Origin of the sequence: Levilactobacillus tongjiangensis (assembly GCF_003946345.1) — a bacterium.
Lineage (GTDB): Bacteria > Bacillota > Bacilli > Lactobacillales > Lactobacillaceae > Levilactobacillus > Levilactobacillus tongjiangensis.
In genome coordinates this window covers 17,690-40,999 of the sequence record NZ_RHNY01000010.1, presented here as the reverse complement: position 1 = coordinate 40,999, position 23,310 = coordinate 17,690, and the positions used below count along the sequence as shown (strand labels likewise).

The window sequence follows — 23,310 nt, the reverse complement described above, 5'->3', positions numbered from 1 at the left end:
TCAGTTCTAATGGCGTACATTGCGAGATTTCACGATTTTCTATGAAGGCAACTGAATCGCCCGTTCCAAAATCTTATAGATATCCTCCGGTCGATCAGCCGTCTGTAATTCTGCGTACAACCCCGCATCCTGTAGTAAGGCTAACAATTGGCTCAAGGCGTGAACGTGCGCGTCCCGATCAACCGGTGCCAGACCAAAGACAACGGCTAATTGGCGGCTCTGCCCTTGTGCAACTAAAGTGGTCGGTTGCTTCAGAAGTAACAGTGACATCCCCAGACTGTTTACGCCATCCTCTGGCTTAGCGTGAGCCAACATCACACCATCTTTGATCATCATGTACGGTCCCTTTGCCAAGGTAATCCCTACAATCCGATCAGCGTACATCGGTTGGACCGTCCCATCGATTTGCAAAGGAACCAGCGACTCATGTACCGCTGCTTGCCAATCCAATTCTTCCGTCGCAATCTGAATCCGTTCCGGCGTAATCAGGTCTGCCAACGAGGGCCGACTGTTCTGCACCGCAGTCGTTTCTAACGGTGTTTTCTGGAAGTAATCCCGCAAACTCGCTGTTAACCCGTTAAAATCATCGACCCGGGCGTAATCCGTAATGATGTCGAGCACCGCGTGCACCAGCTTCGTTTCCTGTGAATTATCCAACAAGCCTAGTTGCCGAAATTCTTGGCTCAACCGCTGAAAATCACTCGAGGTTGGAATGGCCTGGACCCATAGAGTTGGTACGTCCACTGGCTCCTGCAGCTTAGCCGTAGTTAATACCAACTTAGGCGCCCCCTGGGTCAAATCAATTTTCTGAAACTCCTCTAAACTTACTGGCTGAGAGAAGCTAATGTTTGGATAGCGGGCCGATAGCTGTTGATACAGCAACAGACTGGTCCCCACCCCACTGGTGCAGACCAGAATAACGTCCGGCTGCTTCTCCGACTCCAACCAATCCGGTGAGAGCCGTTTGACCTCACCACCGAAATAAACCGCAATCAGTGCCAACTCGTCGCTGGAAACCGGTGCGTGCAAGAATTCCTCAAACGGCTGCAGCGCGTACTTGGTCAGGTTCATCAAGTAACTGTATTCCAGCTTCACATCCGTTAGGTTAGCGTGGTGGTATTGCACATTATACTTGATTCGAAAGTACGTCGAATACAAGTGGGTCGCCAGCGCCTCTAAGAATTTATCAGTCACCATATCGATTCCCGATACAGAACTAAACCGCCGTGCCACCTTCTGCGTAGTCATCAACAATTCCTTGGCAAAGCGGTCATCATCATTAACTTGTTGTAGCTGACCAGCTAGCAACAGTTCCCGCAAACTTCCAACCTCTCCGGGCGTCACCCGTCCATAGCGTGACAACAGGTCCTCACACCATTGGCTGAACCGATCTAACGGATAATTGTTGACTGTCGTCAATGCCCGATCTGCCATCTGGAGTCGATTCAGCAGCCAGGCAATATACCAGATCAATGTCTGGGCAGCGTCCCCCGTGTAATAGTTGCCGGTATCCGCCTGTAACTGAGTCAATCGCTCAGTCAGCATCTGAATGTGCGGCAACTTCTGAATTTTATGAATAATCAGTAAGTTTTGCTGAGCTAGCTGACGGTACACCCACCGGCGTTGCATCACTTCACTACCAGCTAGAGCCTTACCATGACTCGTATTAATGATCTCCGTATCCGCCGGTAATAATGGTGGCAGCGCCCGCAAATCTTTAATAATGGTATTTTTGGAGACGTTTAACCGTTCTGACAGGTTCACCAGCGACAGATGGGCGTCCTGCTGGACTAAGTACCAGATAATCATTTGCCGCCGCTCAGCCACGTTTAACAGGGGCTGTGTTTCGGACTGGTCGTGCTGCTGCAGTTCGTCCAACGTGGACTGCGTCAAAAAGTAGCCGCCCTGTGACAGACGTTGCACATCATCCAAATCCAGCGACTTCAGTGTGGCGTTGACCTGCTTCAGCCAGTAAAACACACTGCGCCTGGAGAGGCCCATCTTAGCCTCCAAATCGGCCACGGTTTTGTACTTCTTCCCCTCGGCCAGAATGGAAACTAATAGATTAATTTGTCCTTTCTTACTAATATTCAGCATAGCATTACCTCAACAATCTCTCTCAATTCCAGCAATTAACCTTCACGTTGATCTGACATAATCACTTATCACCGGCCACCCAACAATTACGATACCACCCAGCGGGAGTCGAACCCGCCGGATAGTTGAGACACGTTTGACTTAATTAGTCTTGATTGTACCACGGCATACAGATAGTCAGACTAAGCAACGTCGCCAAAACTGTCCTAAAAACACTAAACGCATGACGCCAATTTGCCTGGCAACCATGCTGTTTAGTGAACCATTATTCTTTTAGTGCTTCCCAATCATGGTTAAGCCTGAAGGTGCTTTTCCACTAGGGCCTTGACCTCTTCGTTGGTCTGACAAGTGGTGATGGCTTCATCAACAACTTGTGCCCAATCAGTTGTATCAAGGTGTTTCATTTGGCTCCGAACTCGGAGAACGGACGTGGCACTCATTGAGTACTCATCCAAACCCATCCCCATCAGTAATGGAACCGCAACCTGGTCGCCGGCCATTTCTCCACACATCGCCGCAATCTTGCCTTCCTTATGAGCGGCATCGATCACGTTCTTGATCAACCGCAGCAAGGCTGGATTGTAAGGCTGGTAGAGGTAAGAAACGTGTTCGTTCCCCCGGTCAGCAGCAAAGGTGTATTGAATCAAATCGTTGGTCCCAATACTAAAGAAGTCAACTTCCTTAGCAAATTGGTCAGCGAAGACGGCGGAGGCCGGAATTTCAACCATCATTCCGAGCTTGATGTCGTCCGCAACGGGAACCCCGTCAGCGACCAACTTGGCCTTTTCCTCAGAGAAGACTTGCTTGGCTGCGCGGAATTCATCCAACGTCGCAATCATTGGGAACATGATCCGAATCTCACCGTAATGGGAGGCTCGAATCAAGGCCCGTAGCTGCGTTCTGAAGATTTCCTGCCGGTCCAATGAAATCCGGATTGCCCGGTAACCCAAGAATGGGTTCATTTCTTCGGGAAGTGGCAAGTATGGCAAGTGTTTGTCCCCACCAATATCCATGGTCCGAATAACCACGGGCTTACCGTGCATGGCCTCAGCGACCTTCTTGTAAGCCTCAAACTGATCATCTTCGGATGGTAACTTGTCACTGTTCATGTAAAGGAATTCCGTCCGGAACAAACCAACTGCTTCGGCTCCGGCGTCAACAACGGCGTCGATGTCATCGGGCGTCCCAATATTGGCCGCAACCTCAAAGTGTTTGCCGTCTTTGGAGACGGACGCAGCATCCTTGAGTTTCCGCCACTCAGCACGTTCCGCAGCGTATCGCTTAGCCTGTTCCTGATATTGGGCAATTTCAGCCGCATCGGGGGCAACTAAAGCAAAGCCATCCAACCCGTTCAAGACCAGCGTATCGCCATCCTGTACCGTCTGAGTTGCTTGCTCAGTGCCGACGACCGCTGGGATTTCCAAAGTTCGTGACATGATGGCCGAATGACTCGTCCGGCCGCCTAGATCAGTCAGAAACCCCTTCACGTAATTCGTGTCCATCTGAGCCGTGTCAGAAGGCGTCAAATCATGGGCGATCACGATTACTGGTTCGTTGATCAAGGCCGGGTTAGGAAGTGACTTGCCTAACAAATGACTCATGACCCGCTTGGTAACGTCCTTGACGTCTGCCGCCCGTTCTTGCATGTATTTGTTATCCGTCATTCCTTCGAAGATGGTGATGAATTGGTCAGTGACCTCTTTCAAAGCCTCTTCAGCGTTAATCTTTTGACTCTTAATGAGTTCCTCAATCTGGGAAGTCATTTCAGGGTCAGCCAGGATCGTCATGTGGGCGTCAAAGACCTCGGCTTCACTTTCACCTAAGTTTTCAGCCGCCTTGTCCCGGATAACTTTTAAATCATCCGTAGAATCACTCATGGCCTGTTCGAGACGCTTGATTTCAGCATCAGCGTCCGTAATCGACTTCTTTTCAAAACTCAAATCTGGATCTACTAAGCGGTAGGCCTTGGCGATACCAATACCGTCACTTGCCGCAATACCCGTAATTCTCTTTGACATGTAATCCTTCACCTCAAATGCTTATTCCGACTTCTTCCATAATTCTTCGTACTTTTTAACGATTGTATCCGTGTTAAAGCCGAACTTTTCGATGATTTCAGGACCCTTACCACTCAAACCAAAGGTATCCACACCGATATTGGCACCGTTCAAGCCGGTATACTTACCCCAGCCAAACGTACTGTCCATTTCGATAGAGATCCGCTTATCAACTTGTGGTGGTAAGACAGAGTTCTTGTATTCCTCACTTTGTTGCTCAAAGAGTTCGAAACTAGGAATAGAAACAACGGAAACATCGTATTGCTTTTCACATAACTTAGCTTGGGCCTTCAAGGCTAACTGCACTTCAGAACCACTGGCAATCAGAATGCCATCGGAAGCTTCACTCTTAGCGGGTGAAACAACGTAACCACCACGGGCAACGTCTTCTGGATGGGTTTGTTCTAGCAATGGTAACCCTTGACGGGAAAGAACCAGGACAGTTGGCTTATCAGTTGTCTCAGCAATCGTCTGCCAAGCCCCCAAAGTTTCGTGGGCATCGGCCGGCCGAATAACATTGACGTTTGGAATTGCCCGCAGACCGGCTAATTGTTCGATTGGCTCATGAGTTGGTCCATCTTCCCCAACCGCAATGGAATCATGCGTGAAGACGAAAGTTACCGGTAAACCTTGTAAGGCAGCTAAACGAATAGCAGCTTTCATGTAGTCTGAGAATGTGAAGAAGGTACTCCCAAAGACCCGTGAACCACCATGTAAAGTCATCCCATTCAAAGCAGCGGCTTCACCAAATTCACGAACACCGAACCAAACGTTGTCGTTGGCAGGACTTTCGGGACTAAAGCGTCCTTCATCCTTCAACTGCGTCTTATTGCTGGAAGACAAGTCAGCAGCACCACCCCAGAAGTTCGGGTTGTACTTCGCAACTTGTTGCAAAATCTCTGAGTTAGTGACCCGCGTAGCAACTTCCTTGCCAATCGTTTCATCACTCAGTTTAACCTGACTCATGTCTAATTTAGGACCCACTTCTGGGGTAAATTCGGCAGCCAGCTTGGGTTCGTTGCGTTGGTAATTCGTGTAGAGTTCCGTCCATTCATGGTGAGCAGCTTCCCCACGTTCTTCAATTCCCTGCTTGAATTCAGCATAGGCATCTTCGGAAACGGAGAATGGCGTTTGACTCCAGTGATAGAATTCCTTGGTCTTCTTGATATTTTCAGCACCTAAGGCTGCACCGTGGACCTTGTTGGTCCCTGCTTGTGGTGAGCCATGGCCAATTTGTGTTTTAACTTCAATAATCGTAGGTTGGGTTGCCCGCTTAGCTTCGTTAATGGCGTTGTTGATAGCTGCTAAGTCTTCACCGTCTTCGACGAAGAGGTAATTCCAGCCAGCACCCTTGAAACGGTAGCTTTGTGTTTCAACAGAACCATTAGCCAACGGTCCATCCAACGTAATGTCATTTGAATCGTAGAGCACGATTAATTTGTTCAACTTTTCCTTACCAGCAATGTTGATGGCTTCTTGACTGATACCTTCCATCAAGTCGCCATCACCAACAATGGTGTAAGTCCAATGGTCGATCAAGTCGTAATCTGCGGTGTTGTACTTAGCTGCTAAATGCTTTTCAGCTAATGCCATCCCCACAGCCATGCCGATTCCTTGGCCCAGTGGACCAGTCGTTGCATCAACGCCTGGTGTGTGACCGTATTCGGGATGGCCTGGCGTTAATGAACCAGTCTGCCGAAATTGCTTCAAATCATCCAGCTTAACAGCGTACCCACTCATGTGAAGTAAGCTGTAAAGCAATGCTGAACCATGACCTGCTGAGAGAACGAATCGGTCGCGGTTAATCCAGTTTGGACGCTTGGGGTCAGTTTTCATGTGGTAGTTCCATAAAACATAAGCCATGGGTGCTGCATCCAAGCACAGACCTGGGTGCCCTGACTTAGCCTTTTCGATCATGTCCACACTCAACATTCTCAAAGAATTGACGGCTAATTCGTCTTTCTCTGTGAAGTTTGCTTGAACTTCACTTGTGCCTGTATTTGTCATTAACGATTACTCCTTATCCATGGACCAAAATTTTGAAAAGTTGTGACTCAAGGTTATGTTAACCTTCAGCCTTGACACCATCTTTCTTGTCTCCCTTAAGGAAGAAGGACCAGATGATAACGACGACAGTAAAGCCAATGATACCAGTGATAACAGCGGCTTCACCATAGTGACCCAAGTTACCAAGTAAGATACCAGGTACCAAGTAGTCGGTGTCGGCGAAAGTTGAAGCAGCCAACTTCAAACCACCCAGAACAGGCAGGATGAGTAATGGTAACCAACTGATCAGCAGACTGTTAACAGCGGAACCGATGATGGCACCACGACGACCACCAGTAGCGTTACCGTAAATCCCAGCGGCACCCCCACAGAAGAAGTGACCAACAACACCAGGAATGATAACCGTGGTTCCCATGCCGATCATAGCGAACATACTGAGCGTCCCAACGATAAAGCTGACGAAGAACCCAATCAGCAAAGCGTTTGGTGCGTATGGGAAGATGATTGGTACATCCAAGGCTGGCTTGGCGTTTGGAACCAATTTCGTAGCGATCCCTTGGAAGGCTGGCACAATTTCACCCAAGATCATCCGAACACCGGCTAAAACAACGTAGAAACCAGCGGCGAAAGTCCCGGCTTGTGTAAGCGCGTAAACTAAGAAGTTAGTTCCTGAACTCAACTTGGTTTCGATAAAATGTGGACCTGAAACTAGAGCTAAAACTAAGTAAACAATTGCCATAACTAAAGTAATAGAAACCGTTGAATCCCGCAAGAAACTTAAGCCCTTAGGAACGTTGATATCTTCGGTAGACTTCTTAGAGTTACCGAACCACTTACCCATCAAACCGGCAGTTGCGTAACCAATGTTACCCGTATGTCCCATGGCAACCGCGTCACCACCAGTAATCTTACGCATGAATGGTTGACACAAAGCTGGCGTTACGGTTAACAAAGTCCCTTCAAACAACCCACCTAAGAGAATCGTGGTTGCACCGGACTTCATCCCAGTGGAAATCAGGATAACGGCAGTTAAACAAGAAACGTAAAGCATGGCTTGACCAGTTAAGAAGATGTACTTAAACTTCGTGAACCGTGCCAAGAGAACGTTTACAATCATACCAACAAACATGATCAAAGCGGTCGTCGTCCCATACTGTTGCAACGCAATGGCCACAACGGCTTCGTTAGAAGGAACAACCCCTTGAACGTGTAAGGCGAATTTAAACATTGATGCAAATGGTGTCAATGAAGCTTGTAAGATACCAGCACCACCGGTCAGAACTAAGAACCCAACGAAGGTCTTAACAGTTCCTTCCATGATCTTGGTACCAGGCTTCTTTTGCAGTGCCAGCCCTAGACAGGCGATTAACCCAACTAGGATGGCAGGCGTACTAACAATAGAAACAATAAAATTAATAGTTGCTTGCATAATTGCTATTCCTCCAATCAAACGTTATAAACACTAATCGTGCTTAATGCCTTCTCTGTCGAGCAATTCATTGAGCTTTACAGTTAATTCGTCCTTGTCGATGATACTCTTCAAAACGAACACTTTTTCCTGAGGCAAGTCTGAAGCTTGTTCTGCCAAATCGCTACCTAAGAAGAAGTAGTCGGCAGCGTTTACATTCATACCACCAGTATCAAAGTGGGTAACTTCGATGTTGTCCGTGTCAACGTTCTCAGCCTTGAGAACGCTATCAATATTCATTTGAATCATGAAGCTGGAACCTAAACCTGATTGGCATACCGCTGCAATTTTCATTATTATTCCACTCCTTTGAATTCGTTAACCAGTTCTTCAACAGTCGTTGCATTTTCCATTCTGGCAAAACTGTCAGCATCTTGAAGCTTCGTTGCTAATTCTTGTAGCGCTTCCAAATGCTTGGTGTTATCGCTTGCTGCCAGAACGAAGAACAACATAATCGGATGTTCATCACTGACCAAATTGATAGCCGGATCGACCTTCATCAGTGCCATGCCCATTTCGTTGACCCCATTTTCGGGACGCGCGTGAGCTAAAGCAATGTGGGGGCCAATGTTGATGAATGGACCATTCTTCTCAACAACATCAATCATTGCATCAACGTAGGATTGTTCAACCTTCCCTAAAGTTAACAGGGGCGTTGCTGCTTGTTGAATTGCCTCCTTCCAATTAAGATCGCCGGCCTGTCGTACTTGGACAGTATCGGGTGTCAATAACGTTTCTAACATTCTAGTCAACCTCCGCTTCTTAAGACACCTCATACTTTAAACCGTACGGTAAGCGTTTCCAAGTGCAATTAATGCACACGCTATCAGTGCAAGAAGTGCACTCTTTCACTTACGCTTACATCACAAGGATAGCAAAAAACGGGCCTTCTCTGCAAGAGAAAGCCCGCTTTTATGCGATTATTCCTGAACTTGTTGACTTGTGAACGATGATTGATTTAGGGGTCACCCCCGGTTAAAAATCACCTGATTCGGCCGATAACTGCGTTAACAGCCACCAGCCAGTCATCTAGAATCCGTTAGTTTCACTAAAAAACTAGGCTTCTTGACGACTCTTCATTGCCATTTCAATGGTCCGGTCAACTAAGACGGATTGGCCATCGACAACTGGTAATTCAGTTTCAGGTTCACGTTCTTGAGCTAATGATAATTCGGTGCAACCTAAGATAACAATGTCAGCCCCTTGATCTTCAATCATTTCACGAATGATGTGGTGGAATAATTTCGCATCAACAGTATCCTTTTCCTTGATGTCATCGTAGATCAATTGCATGGTTTCTGCTTCGATTTCTTTCGTAGGCAGAACGGGGGTCAACCCAGCCTTGTTAATTTCATCTTCATAAACCTTGTCAGTGATGGTCCCCTGTGTCCCAGTGATCCCAATCTTCTTGGCATTAGGGAAACGACGTTGAACTTCTTTGACCGTTTCACGAGGCATGTGCAGGATAGGAACATCCGTAGCAGCTTGTAATTCGTCATAGAAATAGTGGGCCGTGTTGCAAGGTAACGTGAAGAATTCAGGGCCAAATTGCGCTTGTTGACGAATATCTTCTAACAAGTCAACTGATGGGTTAGGCTTGCTGTGATCCAGAATGTAAGCCGTGCGGTCAGGCACAGTGGCATGGTTTACCAGAACATAATCTAAATATTCTTGATCCGCATGTGCAGGAGTCCGCTTGTTCAACAGATGAATGTAACTTTCTGTAGCCATGGTACCCATACCGCCGAGAATCGTAAAGAATTTTTTCATGATTATTACCCCTTATTTTCTGCAAAGTATTTTTTGAAGTTAACTGTGTAATTATGTTGCATCCATTGGATCAACGCCCAGCGCTTCAGGTTCATATCTTCGTCATACCGATAAGTAGTGCCGTATTTACCAGCGGCAATCAGTTTCAAAGCACGATCTTTGTCCGCATTTTCACGGGTGTACTGCTTGAAGACTTTGACAGGAACACCCATCCATAAAGCATGGGTCTTCTCGTCTTTGTTAGCCCGAACCGTTGGCGCATCAACTAATTCACCCTTAACATAATCCTTCACGACCCAATCAGCCAAGTTATACCCGGCTAAGGTCACGAAGAAACTACTCCGACCCTGACGCAAGTTGATATCAAACAACTTAAAGGTCTGATCACGGTCATCATACTTCATATCGAAGTTTGCATAACCAGTGAATTCAATGGATTCAAGGAATTTCTGAATTTGATCATAGATGGTGTCATTGTATTCAGGAATAATCGCAACGTAATTTCCGATAGCTGATGGTGCGGGATCTTCCAATAATGGATGACCCAAACACATCATCTTCACATGATGGTGTTGGTCAACGTAAGCGTTAACCACACGCATCCGACTGTCATCCCCTGGAATGAAGTCTTGCAAAATCATTTCAGAAGTATAACCAGCGTCATAAGCCTTCTTCAGGATGTCCTGGAATTCAGCTTCAGATTGAATCCGGTAAGCTTTCTTCCGTCCATCGAAGTGGATATCCAACCATTCAACACTGTTAGCGGGCTTTAAAGCCACTGGGTAATCAAATGGTTGATCAACAGGCTTGTTGCCCTCGACATCTGCCTTCGTGATGATTCGCGTAGCTGGATATGGCAAGCCATACTTTTCGCAGACATCGTAGAAGCTCCGCTTTTCACTCAAGGTGATCAACAAGTCGTGATCAATGTATGGGCAGATGAAGACGTCTTCAAGTTCAGCCTTGTGACGACTGATCAGATCGGCGTACCCATCTCCACAACCAATTAAAATAACGGGTTCTGGATGGTTGGCATACCGTTCCTTCAGCTTCCGCATGGATTCAATCCAAACGGGATCTTCATCAAAACCTGGAATTAATTCCAAGTTGACCACCTTCGTGTAACGCGTTGGCGCTAACTGAATGCTGGCAAAGGCTTGAACGGGTTCATGGTAGAGTTCGTAGAATGACCGGGCCATCCCATAAACATTGAAGTCACTACCTAAGAGAATCGGGGTGAATTTTTTTCCATCTTTGGTTTCCATAACGAGTAAAGTCCCTTCGTGATAACTAGATTTTAATGACTAATAACCTGAATTAAATACGTGCTAAGCCCTAGGATTCCGTGAAGAATCCCGTCAGAACAAGGCTTTTCATCACGTCAATAATTAAACACATTATAAAATAGGCGTCGCGAATACAATAAAAACTGCCAGTAAAGCTCTACCGGCAGTTTTTCATCGTGATTAGCAAACCGTTGCCGGTGCTTGGTCTATTAAACTTGTGTGCGGCGAACCAGGTCCACCGTCTTAGCCGTTGTATCTTCTGGGAAGTAAACTTCATACCAGAGAATGAACGTGTAAATCGTAAAGATCTTTTGCATGCTGGACTTACCGTTGATGTGTTCGTGCAAAATATCCATCAAGGCGTCCGTGTTAAAGAACTTGTGGGCTACGTCGGAATTAAACGCTTCAATGATCCGGGACTTGTATGGTTCCGTCTTGATCCACGTTGCGATTGGAGATGGGAAGCCCATCTTTTCCTTCTTAGCAACCCGTTCTGGTAATTCTGCCTCAGCGGCGGTCCGCAGTGAAATCTTCGTTTCATCGGGACGAATCCGCGTCTTAACCGGCATAGTAGCAGCAAACTTCGCCACTTCTTTATCAACTAATGGTGTCCGCACTTCCAGCGAATTCGCCATACTCATACGGTCAGCCTTGTGCAAAATATCAAAAGGCAACCACGTGTTGATATCAAAGTATTGCATTTGCGTCATTTCATCCAAGCCCTTAACGTCGTCAAAGAGGTGCTTAGTGTAAGCACCAGCATCTTGGTTAAGACTAGGGTTCTTCAGAATCTTGTTCCGGTCATGGTAGTCAAAGACGTAGTTGACCCGGTAGTAGCGTTCACTCAATGGTTGCGCACCACGAACCAGGAACCGCCGACCATGGAACCGTGGGAACTTTTCAGCGATGCCACCCAGCATCTTCCGAATCCCCTTAGGAACCCACTTCTGGTAACGTTCGAACGGAATTGCTTCCAGGTAAGTGTTATACCCACCGAAGAATTCATCGGCACCTTCACCAGACAAGGCTACCTTCACAGACTTACGCGTTCCCTTTGACAGGTAATACAATTGCATAGCTGAAGGGTTAGATAATGGTTCATCCATGTAGTACATGATGGTTGGCAAGATATCAAAGTAATCATCACCCGTCATGTACAGTGGCGTATTCTTTTGCTTGATTTCCTTAGCAAATTCTGAAGACCAGCTCAATTCACTGTACTTAGAGTTCTTAAACCCTAAGGAGAAGGATTGAATTGGTTTTAACTTAGAAGCTTCGTTCAAGACGTAGGAAGAGTCGATCCCACTGGATAAGAAACTCCCAACCTCAACGTCGGCAATCATATGCGACTTAACAGATTCGTCAACGATGCTGCGAATCTTCTTAGCATCCTCTTCGATCGTTTGGCTATTGTCGATATGATCATAGCTAAACTTGAAGTAACGGTGCGTTTCAGTTTCGCCATTAGCATGGTGCAAGAAGTATTGACCAGGTAAGACCTTGTAAACATTCTTGAACATGGTGTCGCGTGAAGGAATGAACTCAAAACTCAAGTGGATTGGTAAGAGTGCTTCGTTGAATTCCTTCTTGAAGTTAGGGTGTTCCAAAAACGACTTGATTTCTGAGCCCCACATGAATGACTTGCCGTCATCGTAGTAGTAAAGGGGTTTGATACCAAAGTGGTCCCGGGCACCAAAGACTTCATTCTTAACTTGATCGTAGATAACGAAGGCGTACATCCCCCGTAACCGGTCCAACAACTTAGGACCCCAAGCGTCGTACCCGTGAATCAGAACTTCTGAATCCACGTCCGTTTGGAACTTGTAACCAAGCTTCAATAATTCTTCCCGAATTTCTTGATAGTTATAAATTTCACCATTAAAGGTTAAAACTTTTGTTTGATCATTGTTATACATGGGTTGCTTACCATGCGCCAAGTCGATAATTGACAGGCGCCGGAAACCCATTACGGCTTGTTCATCATGGAAGTAGGCCTCGTCATCGGGCCCTCGGTGTTTGATCCGATCCGCCATATCATTAATTGTTGTGGTCGGAACGTCCTTTTGATTAACATAGCCAACGAATCCACACATGTGCGTATCCCCTTTTTCATACGTAAAATCTTACGACTTAATTAGTTGTTCATTAAATTTAAATAATTCACAATTCCCATTTTAGCAAATTTAATTTGTGAATACCATATTATTAAGGATTCTTAAGGGATAGCTATTGATTCCCTATTCTGGAGCTACAGTAGCGAGTTCATCAGCATCCGTCACCCGAACTTGCCGCCGACCAACCGTTTCGATTACCCCATCAGTGGTCAATTGCCGAAACTTTCTGCTCAACGACTCTGGGGTCATGCCCAAATAAGCGGCCAAATCCTGCTTACTCATCGGCAAGTCAAATGTTCCTGCCTGATGGCCACTCAGCTCTTGCAGGTAGCCTGCAAGCCGGGGCAAAGCATCCGGGATAGCCAGCAACGTTGCTTGTCGCTCAGCCGACTTTAGCCGATCTGCCAGGGCACCCAGTAAATTCATCGAAAGTTCTGGCATCCCCGCAATTAGCTTAGTCAGTGACTGGCGGGAGATTGTGCACAGCTCTGTTTTCTTGGTCGCTTCAGCGTACGACGAATGGACTTCATCAGTGAATAAGGCAATTTCGCCAATAAAGTCGCCAGGATTCAGGACTCGCAAGACTTGTTCACGACCATCATCCCCTAAATGATAGAGACGAACTTGACCCGTGTTGACGATGTATAGCGTCTGGGACACTTCCCCCGTACTGAAGACGGTTCCCCCCTTATCCGCGTGAATCGGTCGCGTAACCTGGGCAACGGAAATCAGCTGTTCATCGGCTAGGCGCTGAAAGATAGGCACCTGTGAGACACATTCTAATTCCCGTTCGATCGAGTGTTCGTGCTGGTGTGCGTGATCCATGACGACATCTCCCTTTTCTAAATAACCAGTGAAACCACAGTCCTAGTGGCTTCACCATCATTATACTCATAATAGCAAACTAAATCGGGTAACCGGTGAAATCCGCTCAACAATCTCATTTATGCTATAGTACTAAATGTTGAAAACTTTTGACTGCCGATTGAACTGGTTCTAACAACATTCATGTTTTCATCCGCCTTACCGGCCGCCAGATATGAGCTGGAACAGTGCGGACACAGCTTGAGCTCATATCTGGCGACCTCTCGGCTTACATCGTACCCTACTGATACTTAACACGTTATCTATTAGCTCATTTATACGGATCTGACCACGAACAATTTGCAGCGGCCAACATGCAACGGAATCAGATCAGCCAGGATCTCTGACTTCCAGAGTGCATCCAAGTCAACAACACTGATGCTTGCTAAGACTAAATTGGAACAAACAATCTATCTTTCAATTTTTTTAGACTAACTAGATGATTTTGCAAGAAGACATCCAGCAAAGTAAAACAACCGGAAGTCGCTAAAACTTAATGACCTTTAAGGAGGAATTCTATGAACCGCCACACCCATCAAGCCTGCACCTCATTTTTAGCCGGCAAGCTCGCCACCATTGATGGCAGTACCCTTATTGCTCGTAACGAAGATAACTTCGTTGCCATCTGGCCCAAACGAGCCCTGAAACACGCTACCGACGCAGTCAATGACTCAGACTTCATTTCCAAAAATAATGGTTTCCACACCCAGCTCCCAACTCACAGCTTTGCCTACACCGCCATGCCCGACACGGATCCCAGCGAAGGCTATTATGAAGAGAGTGGTATCAACGATCAGAACGTGGCCATGAGCGCCACCGAAAGTGCCTATACCAACAGCCACGTCCTAGGTATCGACCCGTTAGTCACCGACGGTATTGCCGAGGACGCCATGTTGACGGTCGTTCTCCCCTACGTTGACTCAGCTCGAACTGGGATTCAACGGCTAGGCGACCTGGTCACCACCAACGGTGCAGCCGAAACCAACGGTGTGCTGTTCAGTGATACTGAGGAAGTCTGGTACATGGAAATCGTCAGTGGCCATCACTGGGTCGCACAACGGATCCCGGATGACGCCTACGCCGTGGTAGCCAATCAGCTGGCCATTGAAGACATCGATTTCACAAACGCCCAAAATTTCATGACCTCGCCAGACATCCGCCACTTTGTTCAGGCTAACCGCCTGAATCCGGACGGTAACCGATTTAATTCGCGTCACATCTTTGGCACCCACAACGCTGACGATGCTCATTACAACACGCCGCGCGTCTGGTACGGCCACAAGCTCTTCACGCCTAGTGCCTTTGAGGAACCCATTAGTATGGAGCTGCCCTTCATTCAGCATGCTGAACATAAAATCAGTATTGAAGAAGTTGAGGCCTTCTTGGGATCTCACTACCAAGAAACCCCATTCGATCCGCTGGGTCACGGGACAGATGAGGAGCGGCATCGTTTCAGAGCTGTTGGACTGGCCCGGACGCAAAACTCCCATATTCTTCAGCTACGACGCCACGTTTCACCCCTTCTGACTGGTGTTATTTGGCAGTGCTTAGGCAACCCTGCGTTCAGCCCTTACGTGCCATTCTACGCGGCTGGAGATCAGCTTGGGTCGGCCTGGTCGGCTAACAACGCTGACTACAGCCCAACCAACCCGTATTGGGCAGCTAAACTGCTTGATGTTTTGAGTGAAGATCACTACCATCAAAACCGCAAGTTGCTGGCTGATTTCCAAAAGCAAGCCCAGATTGCTGGCCTACATCGGTTAACCATTGGTGACGCCACCGGGCAGCCAACGTCAGCTACCCTGGGATCGTTCAACGCGGCCACGGCTGATGAACTAGCTCAAGCTATCCACCAACAGACCGCTAAACTCGTCCAGGCCAACGCTGAGCTGTCCCAACTGACCTTTACAATGGACCAGAACTTGTAAATTGATATCGTTTTCAAGCTAAATGCGCTATAATGAAATCAGCAGCTAGCTTCGAAAGGAATGATAACGATGGATGAAGTAGTATTATTCAACCCAGGCAATTCAATTGGTAACTTTCATGATTATCACGAAGCCGTGCAAACGGCCCAGATTTACCGTGATCGGCATCTTGATTCTGGCCACGTTTTAGTCGTTAAGAGCGAACACGGCGAACCTTCATTTGATATTTTTTTAGCTGAACAGCAACTAAAAGACCAGAAGCAACCGTCAACGACGGAGCGCTACACAGTTTCCAAGAAACTTTAATTTTAAAACATAAGGGCACTAACAGCTTTGACTGTTGGTGCCCTTTTTCTTCATTCATAGATTTGGATGAGCTTAGCGTGCTAAATTTAAACCCTGATGACCCATTAGCTATTTCTCACCACAAATAAGTTGGCTTATAAATTCATCGCCCTATTGGCTGATATTTTTGATATGCTTAACAACAGAACCCTAGAATCGGTTCATCTGGACTAGTTACCCCAAGCAACGTACCAGACTCATCATTTACTTACATAAGGAGACGCTCACTCATGAACAAATGGCTTTCAACATTCTTCGCCGTCATCATTCTCTTCACTCTAACCGGCTGCACCAGTCAGGTGAAGTCGGCCGGCAAGCCCAGTGCGACTAACCAACGGGTCGCTCGCAACGTGGTCAAGAAACTCGGTCACTCGGAAGTCACCGCCAAGGTCGAAACGGATGTCGTCGACAATCAATCAAAAAAAGACAAACGAGGCGACCAACTCCCCCATCAACAGATTCAGGTCATCTTTAAAAACCGTGCTACCATCAAAAAGGTCGAAGCGGCCCGAACTAATCTTCAAAATGACAGTGCCACCAAGTCTGAAAAACGCTTAATTCGCAACTATCAACGGGTTATTAGTGAGGCTGCGCTACAATTAAAAGGCCATGATGTTCTGCTATTAGGTTACGCGGTCAAAACCTCTAACAGTATCGCTGTTATTGCCGAGTCCCGAAATGGTAAGGACGTTGTTCCGGAGGTCGTCGTTTAATCTTATTCTGCCAAAATACGCAAAAAAAGCCGTTCGCTGAATAAATTCAACGAACGACTTTTTATCAGTTATTCATGATGCCCCGAGCAGGATTCGAACCTGTACTTGGTCTCCCAAACAGCGACCTGAACGCTGCGCGTCTGCCAGTTCCGCCATCGGGGCAACTCAACAACAAATAATATATTACACTAAGTCTGTATAAAATGGAACCCCTTATTCAGATTTTTTTTGATTTGGAAATTTAACTGCGGTTCCGTAGCCGTGAACCACGATAAACTTAGGAGCGACGTTCATTTGAGCAATTTCAGTGTTGAACCGCACCTCAATCAAACCATCCGCGCCCATTGTTTGCGCTTGCTTCATCAGGTCTTGCTTCACCTCATCAAACAACCCATCAAACAGCGAAAATTCATCCGGTTTCTCCGACCGCAGCATCGTGTGAGCCGTTGCCGTTAAAATCCCTTGAATTGCATGGGCCCGATTCAACCCACCAGTGGTCATAAACATTGTGTCTCCTCCTCTAATAAACGCTTTCTCAATTTTGTTGCCGGTAACGCTGGACGAGCCACCAACTTGCCGCGCCAATCATAACGCCCAGACAGTTGGTAATCACATCATTAATATCAACCCACCGGCCCAAACTGACGACCCAATTGCCAAGGGCCTGACCAGTTTCCAGTGTCAACCCAGTTGCCAGGCCAACTGCAAACCACTGCCACCAACGACTCCAGCGATGATTTAATTGCCACAGCACGCCTTGAGGCACCGTCATCAAAATATTTAACCAAAACGAGATGTCCATACTTGCGGCCTGCAAGGGGTGGATGACCCAGATTCCTCCAAACCACCAGTGGGTCGTAATTTCACCAATGGTGCCCCCAAAGTTCAGGGCCACGGGTGTCCAGGTTAAGCTAGCTAGTCCCCAACAACCCAACCACCACAATGCCTGCCGGTACTGTCGTCGTGAAATTGTTCGAAAAATCAAGCTGACCAAAACCAGACTGGTAACACCATACGGTAACCAACGATCCATACGCACCCTCCTCAATATTTATAGTATACCGACTTCTCCAGCCAGCGACAATAAGAAAAGCCAGCTCCCCCAACCGATACTTATCTCTGCCGGCTTAATCACTACCTAAAGGTTGAAAGTTCGAAAACCGTTATCAAGCCAAGAATAGTAAGGTGCTATAGACTTAAAACTAGTCTTCTCCATCCACCTACGGCTGTCAGAGATTTCGCCTGCTGTGGGGAACGCCTACGGCCTGAAAAACGGTCCTTCGGCTCGGTTTGAAGCCTGGAAAAACCACCAGTCTCCCAACACGTCCCACGATGTAAGCCAAGAATCGGCTAACATCGTCGACACAGCTGGCTCCATCTCTGACCTCCTCCGGTTAAACGGGCTCCTGAAAACTCAGCTAGCTTAAATGCCTGAGTGATAGCACTTGCTCAATATTATTGGCGCGCCACTAGGTAGCCGAGAGTGAGTCAAATTTGGACACAACCGTGAGATTTTCAAGTGACTTTCTTGAAAATGGCGACTTGAAGACATGCTTTTCGGCTTCAAGCGAGGGGCAAGACCGCCCTTTGGCTTGTCCCGTCCTTCCCACCGCGTTCCAGTCCAAATTTGACGAATGGCAAGGCGGTAATTTCCCACTATATCTGGCTAAATTCCAATACCAAACTCTTATTGTATCAGACATAGTTGGTGTTTCAGTGCTTTCAATCTTTAGTCACTACTAAAAAAGCCAAGACGATTGTCCCGACTTTCCTGTGTACAAATTCATCAGCTTATTCATGACGCCGTTTTTGCCAACCAGCTAAACCTAGCGCCCCCATCAGGGAAGCTAGTCCTGCTGCCACAATGCCAACACTGGATTGTTCATTGGTTTGTGGCAAAGTCGTCTTAGCTGACTGCTTAGCCACGCTCCGACCATCAGTTGCCAGGTTAACCGCCTGAGCGCCTTGACTAGCATGAGCAACCTGCGAACCAGCAACCGTGCTCTGACTCTTTTGATGGTCACTAGCAATAACTGCGGCTTGACCACTGGTACTCTTCTTCACCGTTTGACCAGTCTTCTTAGTAGTTGGTTTATCTGCTGGATCAACCGTATCTGCACCGTCACCAGTCGTGACAGCACTGTAGGTGAAGGTCACCGTCGTTCCATTAGCCGTATAAACGCCAGAAGCTTGACCGCTACCGTTAATTTGGTAACCATCGATACTGTCCGCCTTAACCGTGTAGCTGTCACCAACGGTTCCAGTTTGAACCCGCTTGCTAAGCACGTTGCCATTTTGATCAACGTTGACGATAGTAACTGTCCCGGTCGTTTCACCCGGCGTAGGCGTTTCCGGCGTCCCCGGATCAACCGGTGGTGTCGTCATTTGATTGTCAACCGTAAATGCCACCCAAGCGTTATATTGACCACTGGTATCACCGGCCGTCATCACCCGAACAACATAGTTGCCGGACTTTGCCTTACTATTAGCTACCAGTGAGAACCCTTGCGCATTCTTTGGATCAGCCACTACCGTGAACCAACTGGAGGCATCCGTTTGCGTCGCTGCCCAAGCTGGATAATCTGTGAGACCAGCCGTACTGCCAGTCGTGTAAACAATCGTCACACCATTGCCAAAATTACCCAGGGTATTTTTCACAGACTTATCTGCCTGACCAGTCGTAAAGTCTTGATAACTGATCACGTTGGTAACTGGGTCCAGACTTGGTTGACTGTTCGTCACTGCAAATTTACCGGCATTTAAGGATTGACCACCAGCACGAACGCTACCATACTCTTTATTTGCAATTGACTCAGGTGAAAGCCCCATTGAAATCATGTTCCGGGCATAGTCGACGGAGTGCAAATTAGCAGCACCTAGGTCTGGCAAGACCCCAGTCAGCAAATTGTCACTGAAATCCACCGTGGTCAATTCTGGTGTCCACGTCCCGATTTCTGGGATACTTCCAGTCAATTGATTATTGTTTACTCTGAAGAAGCTTAGCTTCGGTAGGTAAGCATATGAGGCGATTGTGCCCTTTAAGTTAGCGTGAACCAAGTCGATAAATTGCAAATCTTGATAACTAGACAAATCAGGCATCACATCGGCCGCGGCCGCTGTACTGTCCAAGTGCGTCAAGCTTAAAAATTGAAGCTTTTGATTGCCGGACAGGTACTTTTGCACGGTCTCATTGGCCGATGAGTTCCAAGTCGTCCCACTAAAGTCAATCTGGAAAGAAGTCAGGTTCTGTGCAAATGCAAACGAAATCATTTCTGATTCAGGTACTTGGAATGTATCCGCGCCTAAAATAAATTGATTCAAAACGGTAAAGTACTCCAGTCCAGTCAAATCGGTAATTGGACCCTTAGCAGCAACTCCAACCTCACGAACGTTAACACCGGCCTTAAAGCCAGCATAGTTCACACAAGTCCACAAATTACTGTCATTGATGGCTTGAGTCCCACTGTAATATTGGTAGTTTAAATTATCTTCAATCAATTGACGAAGGTTCGCATCTGGCAACCAAATTGATGCATCTTGATTATAGATATCTGCCTGGTCACCGGCCACGGTTCCCAATAAAACAGGGGCTGCTGGCGCCGCCATTCTGGCCATCTTTTTAGGGGCTGCCGGTTGATCATTGTCAGACTTTACATTTTCTGGCTCCTGATTAAGGGCGTCACCATTCTGAGTAGGTTGCTCCTCTTTTACCGGATTAACCACTGGCTTCTCATCCTGCTGTGGCTGTTGAACAGCTCCCACTTCAGAAGTAACAGGTTGCTGTTCTGGCTTGGATTCCGCCGTTGTCGGCGTCTTTTTGTTAGCGCTTCCATCGAACTGTTGCCCAGAAACTTCATTTTGCTTTTGTTCAGGTGCTCCCGCTTGTTCACCTGCTTTAGCCAGGTTAACTTGCTGTTCAGACTTATCAACTTGGCCACCAACTGCAGTTGATTCAGCCGTACTGTCCGCAGCCGCATCTGCTTTGGCAGTCACATTAACACCCGTCACACCTAATCCTAACGAAATAACCGTAATGCTGGCAAAAACCCAGCGTTTGCCTGCCTTGTAGCTCTTGTAATGTTGCTTAGATTCACCCAAAACACGCTTCATCATGATAGCATCCTCCTTGTGAAGTTTGCCACTATATGTAAGTGGCTTCCCTAGTAAGCACATAGATTAAAATAACTGAATCAGCAGATAGCTAGTTAACCTCAACTTTCTAAATCAAATCGTTCATAAAATATTTACTCACACATTCACTGATTTGGATAGTTTGATTACACCCTCATTGTACCTGATTTATAGTAAATATCAAGCATAATTGTATAGGCATGCAACTGATTCCCCCATGTTACTTATTGGATATTAACAATGCCTAATAACAATCAAAACTATCGTCTGATAAAGTTTTCACATTGTGAGGTTACTTTTTGTCAGGAAGTCACTCAGGACGGGGTTTCTTTGTATAATTTCACTAATTTTACTTTTCTTTTACAATAGGTCTGCTATACTTAGATTGGTTAGAAAGATAACTAACTTATAATGATGCCAGCTTATTTTTAGTGTCATTTTTGTTAATTCGTTACAGTGATGATGGGACCTTTTAAGAATAAATTTAACTAGAATCATTTGGTTGAATCAACCTTAATCTTTAGCTGATCCCGCCTACCAAAATAGCGTAAAATAAGCTTTTTGATAAATAGAAACTTATTTTATCAATAATCATTGTGATTGGTTATCATTCTACTGTACAATTATTCTGAGGTTACGTTATCGTGAAATTGTGGTCATGCATTAGTGCTTTTTCGTTAACGGTTCATTAGAATATCAATAATTAAAGGTTTATTGCTTGCCAGTAGCAATTTAATTGTATACAATACTCTTCGAAAGTATTTGAAAGGAGGCCTGTGCCATGCCCAAAGTTTCCCCAGTTTTGCTGGACGAACAGTTATGTTTCTCTATTTACTCCGCCAGCAAAAAATTTAATCACTTCTACCAAAGCGCGTTGGCACCCTTTGGTTTAACTTATCCGCAGTACATTGCAATGCTGGTGCTCTGGGAAGATGCACCGTTGACGGTTCATCAGCTTGGTGAACGCCTTGAGCTTGATAGTGGGACGTTAACGCCCCTCCTCAAGCGCCTTGAAAAGCAAGGATGGGTCACACGTGTTCGGAGTCGAACTGACGAACGGCAAGTGCTCATTCATTTGACTGAAACTGCTGAAGCCAAGCGTGATGAAGTCTATTCTCGAATTGGCCAATGCCAAACATTATTGGGAATGACCGACAATGAGATCGATAGCATGATGACTGAGTTAGTCACCGTCAAAGATCAACTGGATACGGTGAGCCATCAACGACTGATTGCTAAAGAAGTCGACAAAGATTAGTTTTTAGGAACCAACGACCATTTTGGGCGCTGATTCCTTTTTTTTGCATTTAACCAGTTAGATTAGTCCTCAAATCATAAAATCAAGCAACACCGTTGCGACGGCAATCAATTGTTTGCAAAAAAAAAACGGCCCTCACTGGACCGCCAACTTATTTTAGTCTATTCGTTCTCCTACCAACCGGTTACCTATAGGTTATCCCATCTATGCCGGCAATGCCGGTAGCCAATCAATGGCCAAGTGTCGTTAGCATAATAGCAACAGCAATCAGGTTATTAAAAGCGTGCATTAGGATCGTACTCTGCAATTTACCTGTACGTTTATAAACGTAGGCGAAAGTTCCGCCCATCACTGCGTAAATAATCCAGCTCACGGGATTATTACTGGCATGGGGAATGGAAAAGACAATCCCACTGATTACAATGGGTAGCCAAAATGACTCCGCTGAGAAACACCCGTCAATTAACAGACCTCGGAACGTCAGCTCCTCGATGATTGGCGACGCACAGACCGCTGTTACCGCTAAAAGCACCATCGTCAGCGTGCCACGATCCATCAATGTCGTAATCGTCTGATTGTTCTGCGTACTCGTTTCATGGTAGAGCATTTTATTCAAGACGCCCAACACAATTTCCGCAAAAATCATGAATGCGTAGCCCTTGATCATTAACCCCCAATCCTGGCCAGTCAATCGTTGCCATTTAGGATGTAACCGATGATATTGCCACCCACCAATAGCAATCGTGACCACGAAACCTAATAGGTAGATTATCGACCACATTGTCCGGTCAAGTGTCGTTCCGTGGTTTAACTTGAGCAGTGGTAATTGCACCACACTAACTAAAAACACCATTAGGATGATCCAACCCCAACTCATAAAACTTCCGACTTTTGGCTGATTTCTTTGCACAATATTCGCCCTCTCTTTTTTGTTATGCAGGCTAACTAACTCGGGTAAAGCCTGTTAATAAGCGACAAAACGTTACTTTACATTAGTTAGCCAAATCGATTTTATGAATTATTTATTTTTTAATAGCATTTTTATATAGAATGCGGTACTATATGGTTGCGGGCAAGTTTAGCTTGTTCGTGAGGCTTCTGTCCTCATTCAACAGACAGATTTCATTTTACTCCCCCAAAGTAGATGAAATTTTTTACAACATAATCCCCCAATTATGTTGTAACCTTACTCTTTGGCCATTGCGATTTCTCGTAATGGCTTTTTTTGTTGGGTTAAAGACAGAAGTCTTAGACTCTTTTTGCTCGCCAAAT

Annotated in this window: 18 protein-coding genes and 1 tRNA gene; 4 read left to right on the top strand and 15 right to left on the bottom strand. The window is 46.3% G+C overall.

The window, feature by feature from the left end:
- Window positions 1-39: 39 nt before the first annotated feature.
- The 10 genes from EKM75_RS07490 to EKM75_RS07445 all read right to left on the bottom strand — a co-directional run bounded on the left by EKM75_RS07490 (window position 40) and on the right by EKM75_RS07445 (window position 13,624).
- Window positions 40-2,097 carry a BglG family transcription antiterminator gene (locus EKM75_RS07490; RefSeq protein ID WP_125693398.1) on the bottom strand — a complete coding sequence of 686 codons (2,058 nt, stop codon included), beginning with the start codon at window positions 2,095-2,097 and terminating at the stop codon, window positions 40-42.
- A 293-nt stretch (window positions 2,098-2,390) separates the two neighbouring features.
- Complete coding sequence (gene ptsP, locus EKM75_RS07485; RefSeq protein WP_125693396.1) at window positions 2,391-4,115, bottom strand: phosphoenolpyruvate--protein phosphotransferase; 1,725 nt, start codon at window positions 4,113-4,115, stop codon at window positions 2,391-2,393.
- Between the two features lie 21 nt (window positions 4,116-4,136).
- Window positions 4,137-6,161 carry a transketolase gene (tkt, locus tag EKM75_RS07480; protein ID WP_125693394.1) on the bottom strand — a complete coding sequence of 675 codons (2,025 nt, stop codon included), beginning with the start codon at window positions 6,159-6,161 and terminating at the stop codon, window positions 4,137-4,139.
- A 58-nt stretch (window positions 6,162-6,219) separates the two neighbouring features.
- Complete coding sequence (locus EKM75_RS07475) at window positions 6,220-7,590, bottom strand: PTS ascorbate transporter subunit IIC (protein WP_125683943.1); 1,371 nt, start codon at window positions 7,588-7,590, stop codon at window positions 6,220-6,222.
- A gap of 33 nt (window positions 7,591-7,623) precedes the next feature.
- Window positions 7,624-7,923, bottom strand: a complete 300-nt coding sequence (locus EKM75_RS07470) for a PTS sugar transporter subunit IIB (RefSeq protein ID WP_125693392.1) — start codon at window positions 7,921-7,923, stop codon at window positions 7,624-7,626.
- A 2-nt stretch (window positions 7,924-7,925) separates the two neighbouring features.
- A complete protein-coding gene (locus EKM75_RS07465; protein WP_164508758.1) occupies window positions 7,926-8,372 on the bottom strand; it encodes a PTS sugar transporter subunit IIA in 447 nt (148 codons plus the stop codon).
- Window positions 8,373-8,685: 313 nt separating this feature from the next.
- Complete coding sequence (locus tag EKM75_RS07460; RefSeq protein ID WP_125683949.1) at window positions 8,686-9,399, bottom strand: aspartate/glutamate racemase family protein; 714 nt, start codon at window positions 9,397-9,399, stop codon at window positions 8,686-8,688.
- Between the two features lie 5 nt (window positions 9,400-9,404).
- A complete protein-coding gene (locus tag EKM75_RS07455; RefSeq protein ID WP_125693388.1) occupies window positions 9,405-10,664 on the bottom strand; it encodes a carboxylate--amine ligase in 1,260 nt (419 codons plus the stop codon).
- Between the two features lie 230 nt (window positions 10,665-10,894).
- A complete protein-coding gene (asnB, locus tag EKM75_RS07450; protein WP_125693386.1) occupies window positions 10,895-12,778 on the bottom strand; it encodes an asparagine synthase (glutamine-hydrolyzing) in 1,884 nt (627 codons plus the stop codon).
- A gap of 144 nt (window positions 12,779-12,922) precedes the next feature.
- The gene (locus EKM75_RS07445; protein ID WP_125693384.1) at window positions 12,923-13,624 is read right to left on the bottom strand and encodes a Crp/Fnr family transcriptional regulator; all 702 of its coding nucleotides are present in this window, start codon (window positions 13,622-13,624) and stop codon (window positions 12,923-12,925) included.
- 557 nt (window positions 13,625-14,181) lie between these two features.
- On the opposite strand from EKM75_RS07445, the gene EKM75_RS07440 reads away from it, so the two are divergent.
- The 3 genes from EKM75_RS07440 (at window position 14,182) to EKM75_RS07430 (ending at window position 16,649) form a co-directional block, all read left to right on the top strand.
- On the top strand, window positions 14,182-15,591 hold the full coding sequence (locus EKM75_RS07440; protein WP_125693382.1) for a C69 family dipeptidase: 1,410 nt from the start codon (window positions 14,182-14,184) through the stop codon (window positions 15,589-15,591).
- A 69-nt stretch (window positions 15,592-15,660) separates the two neighbouring features.
- Window positions 15,661-15,897 (top strand): hypothetical protein, encoded by a 237-nt coding sequence (locus EKM75_RS07435; RefSeq protein WP_125693380.1) that lies wholly within the window; start codon window positions 15,661-15,663, stop codon window positions 15,895-15,897.
- A 269-nt stretch (window positions 15,898-16,166) separates the two neighbouring features.
- The gene (locus EKM75_RS07430) at window positions 16,167-16,649 is read left to right on the top strand and encodes a hypothetical protein (protein WP_125693378.1); all 483 of its coding nucleotides are present in this window, start codon (window positions 16,167-16,169) and stop codon (window positions 16,647-16,649) included.
- Between the two features lie 78 nt (window positions 16,650-16,727).
- Here EKM75_RS07430 and EKM75_RS07425 read toward each other — a convergent pair.
- From EKM75_RS07425 to EKM75_RS07410, 4 genes are all read right to left on the bottom strand, one after another.
- Window positions 16,728-16,811, bottom strand: a tRNA-Leu gene (locus tag EKM75_RS07425).
- Between the two features lie 51 nt (window positions 16,812-16,862).
- Window positions 16,863-17,156: a heavy metal-binding domain-containing protein gene (locus EKM75_RS07420; RefSeq protein WP_125683962.1), complete on the bottom strand. Its 294-nt coding sequence runs from the start codon at window positions 17,154-17,156 to the stop codon at window positions 16,863-16,865.
- A 28-nt stretch (window positions 17,157-17,184) separates the two neighbouring features.
- Window positions 17,185-17,682 carry a VanZ family protein gene (locus EKM75_RS07415; RefSeq protein WP_125693376.1) on the bottom strand — a complete coding sequence of 166 codons (498 nt, stop codon included), beginning with the start codon at window positions 17,680-17,682 and terminating at the stop codon, window positions 17,185-17,187.
- A gap of 758 nt (window positions 17,683-18,440) precedes the next feature.
- A complete protein-coding gene (locus EKM75_RS07410) occupies window positions 18,441-20,762 on the bottom strand; it encodes a MucBP domain-containing protein (protein WP_164508757.1) in 2,322 nt (773 codons plus the stop codon).
- 799 nt (window positions 20,763-21,561) lie between these two features.
- Here EKM75_RS07410 and EKM75_RS07405 point away from each other — a divergent pair.
- A complete protein-coding gene (locus tag EKM75_RS07405; protein WP_125693372.1) occupies window positions 21,562-22,038 on the top strand; it encodes a MarR family winged helix-turn-helix transcriptional regulator in 477 nt (158 codons plus the stop codon).
- Between the two features lie 229 nt (window positions 22,039-22,267).
- On the opposite strand, the gene EKM75_RS07400 is transcribed toward EKM75_RS07405, so the two are convergent.
- Window positions 22,268-22,948 carry a CPBP family intramembrane glutamic endopeptidase gene (locus tag EKM75_RS07400; protein ID WP_225426676.1) on the bottom strand — a complete coding sequence of 227 codons (681 nt, stop codon included), beginning with the start codon at window positions 22,946-22,948 and terminating at the stop codon, window positions 22,268-22,270.
- Window positions 22,949-23,310: the final 362 nt, after the last annotated feature.

Excerpts from the sequence above, each read along its gene's own strand:
- EKM75_RS07490 (WP_125693398.1), bottom strand. The coding sequence starts at position 2,097 with ATGCTGAATATTAGTAAGAAAGGACAAATTAATCTATTAGTTTCCATT.
- ptsP (WP_125693396.1), bottom strand. The coding sequence starts at position 4,115 with ATGTCAAAGAGAATTACGGGTATTGCGGCAAGTGACGGTATTGGTATC.
- tkt (WP_125693394.1), bottom strand. The coding sequence starts at position 6,161 with ATGACAAATACAGGCACAAGTGAAGTTCAAGCAAACTTCACAGAGAAA.
- EKM75_RS07475 (WP_125683943.1), bottom strand. The coding sequence starts at position 7,590 with ATGCAAGCAACTATTAATTTTATTGTTTCTATTGTTAGTACGCCTGCC.
- EKM75_RS07470 (WP_125693392.1), bottom strand. The coding sequence starts at position 7,923 with ATGAAAATTGCAGCGGTATGCCAATCAGGTTTAGGTTCCAGCTTCATG.
- EKM75_RS07465 (WP_164508758.1), bottom strand. The coding sequence starts at position 8,372 with ATGTTAGAAACGTTATTGACACCCGATACTGTCCAAGTACGACAGGCC.
- EKM75_RS07460 (WP_125683949.1), bottom strand. The coding sequence starts at position 9,399 with ATGAAAAAATTCTTTACGATTCTCGGCGGTATGGGTACCATGGCTACA.
- EKM75_RS07455 (WP_125693388.1), bottom strand. The coding sequence starts at position 10,664 with ATGGAAACCAAAGATGGAAAAAAATTCACCCCGATTCTCTTAGGTAGT.
- asnB (WP_125693386.1), bottom strand. The coding sequence starts at position 12,778 with ATGTGTGGATTCGTTGGCTATGTTAATCAAAAGGACGTTCCGACCACA.
- EKM75_RS07445 (WP_125693384.1), bottom strand. The coding sequence starts at position 13,624 with ATGGATCACGCACACCAGCACGAACACTCGATCGAACGGGAATTAGAA.
- EKM75_RS07440 (WP_125693382.1), top strand. The coding sequence starts at position 14,182 with ATGAACCGCCACACCCATCAAGCCTGCACCTCATTTTTAGCCGGCAAG.
- EKM75_RS07435 (WP_125693380.1), top strand. The coding sequence starts at position 15,661 with ATGGATGAAGTAGTATTATTCAACCCAGGCAATTCAATTGGTAACTTT.
- EKM75_RS07430 (WP_125693378.1), top strand. The coding sequence starts at position 16,167 with ATGAACAAATGGCTTTCAACATTCTTCGCCGTCATCATTCTCTTCACT.
- EKM75_RS07420 (WP_125683962.1), bottom strand. The coding sequence starts at position 17,156 with ATGTTTATGACCACTGGTGGGTTGAATCGGGCCCATGCAATTCAAGGG.
- EKM75_RS07415 (WP_125693376.1), bottom strand. The coding sequence starts at position 17,682 with ATGGATCGTTGGTTACCGTATGGTGTTACCAGTCTGGTTTTGGTCAGC.
- EKM75_RS07410 (WP_164508757.1), bottom strand. The coding sequence starts at position 20,762 with ATGATGAAGCGTGTTTTGGGTGAATCTAAGCAACATTACAAGAGCTAC.
- EKM75_RS07405 (WP_125693372.1), top strand. The coding sequence starts at position 21,562 with ATGCCCAAAGTTTCCCCAGTTTTGCTGGACGAACAGTTATGTTTCTCT.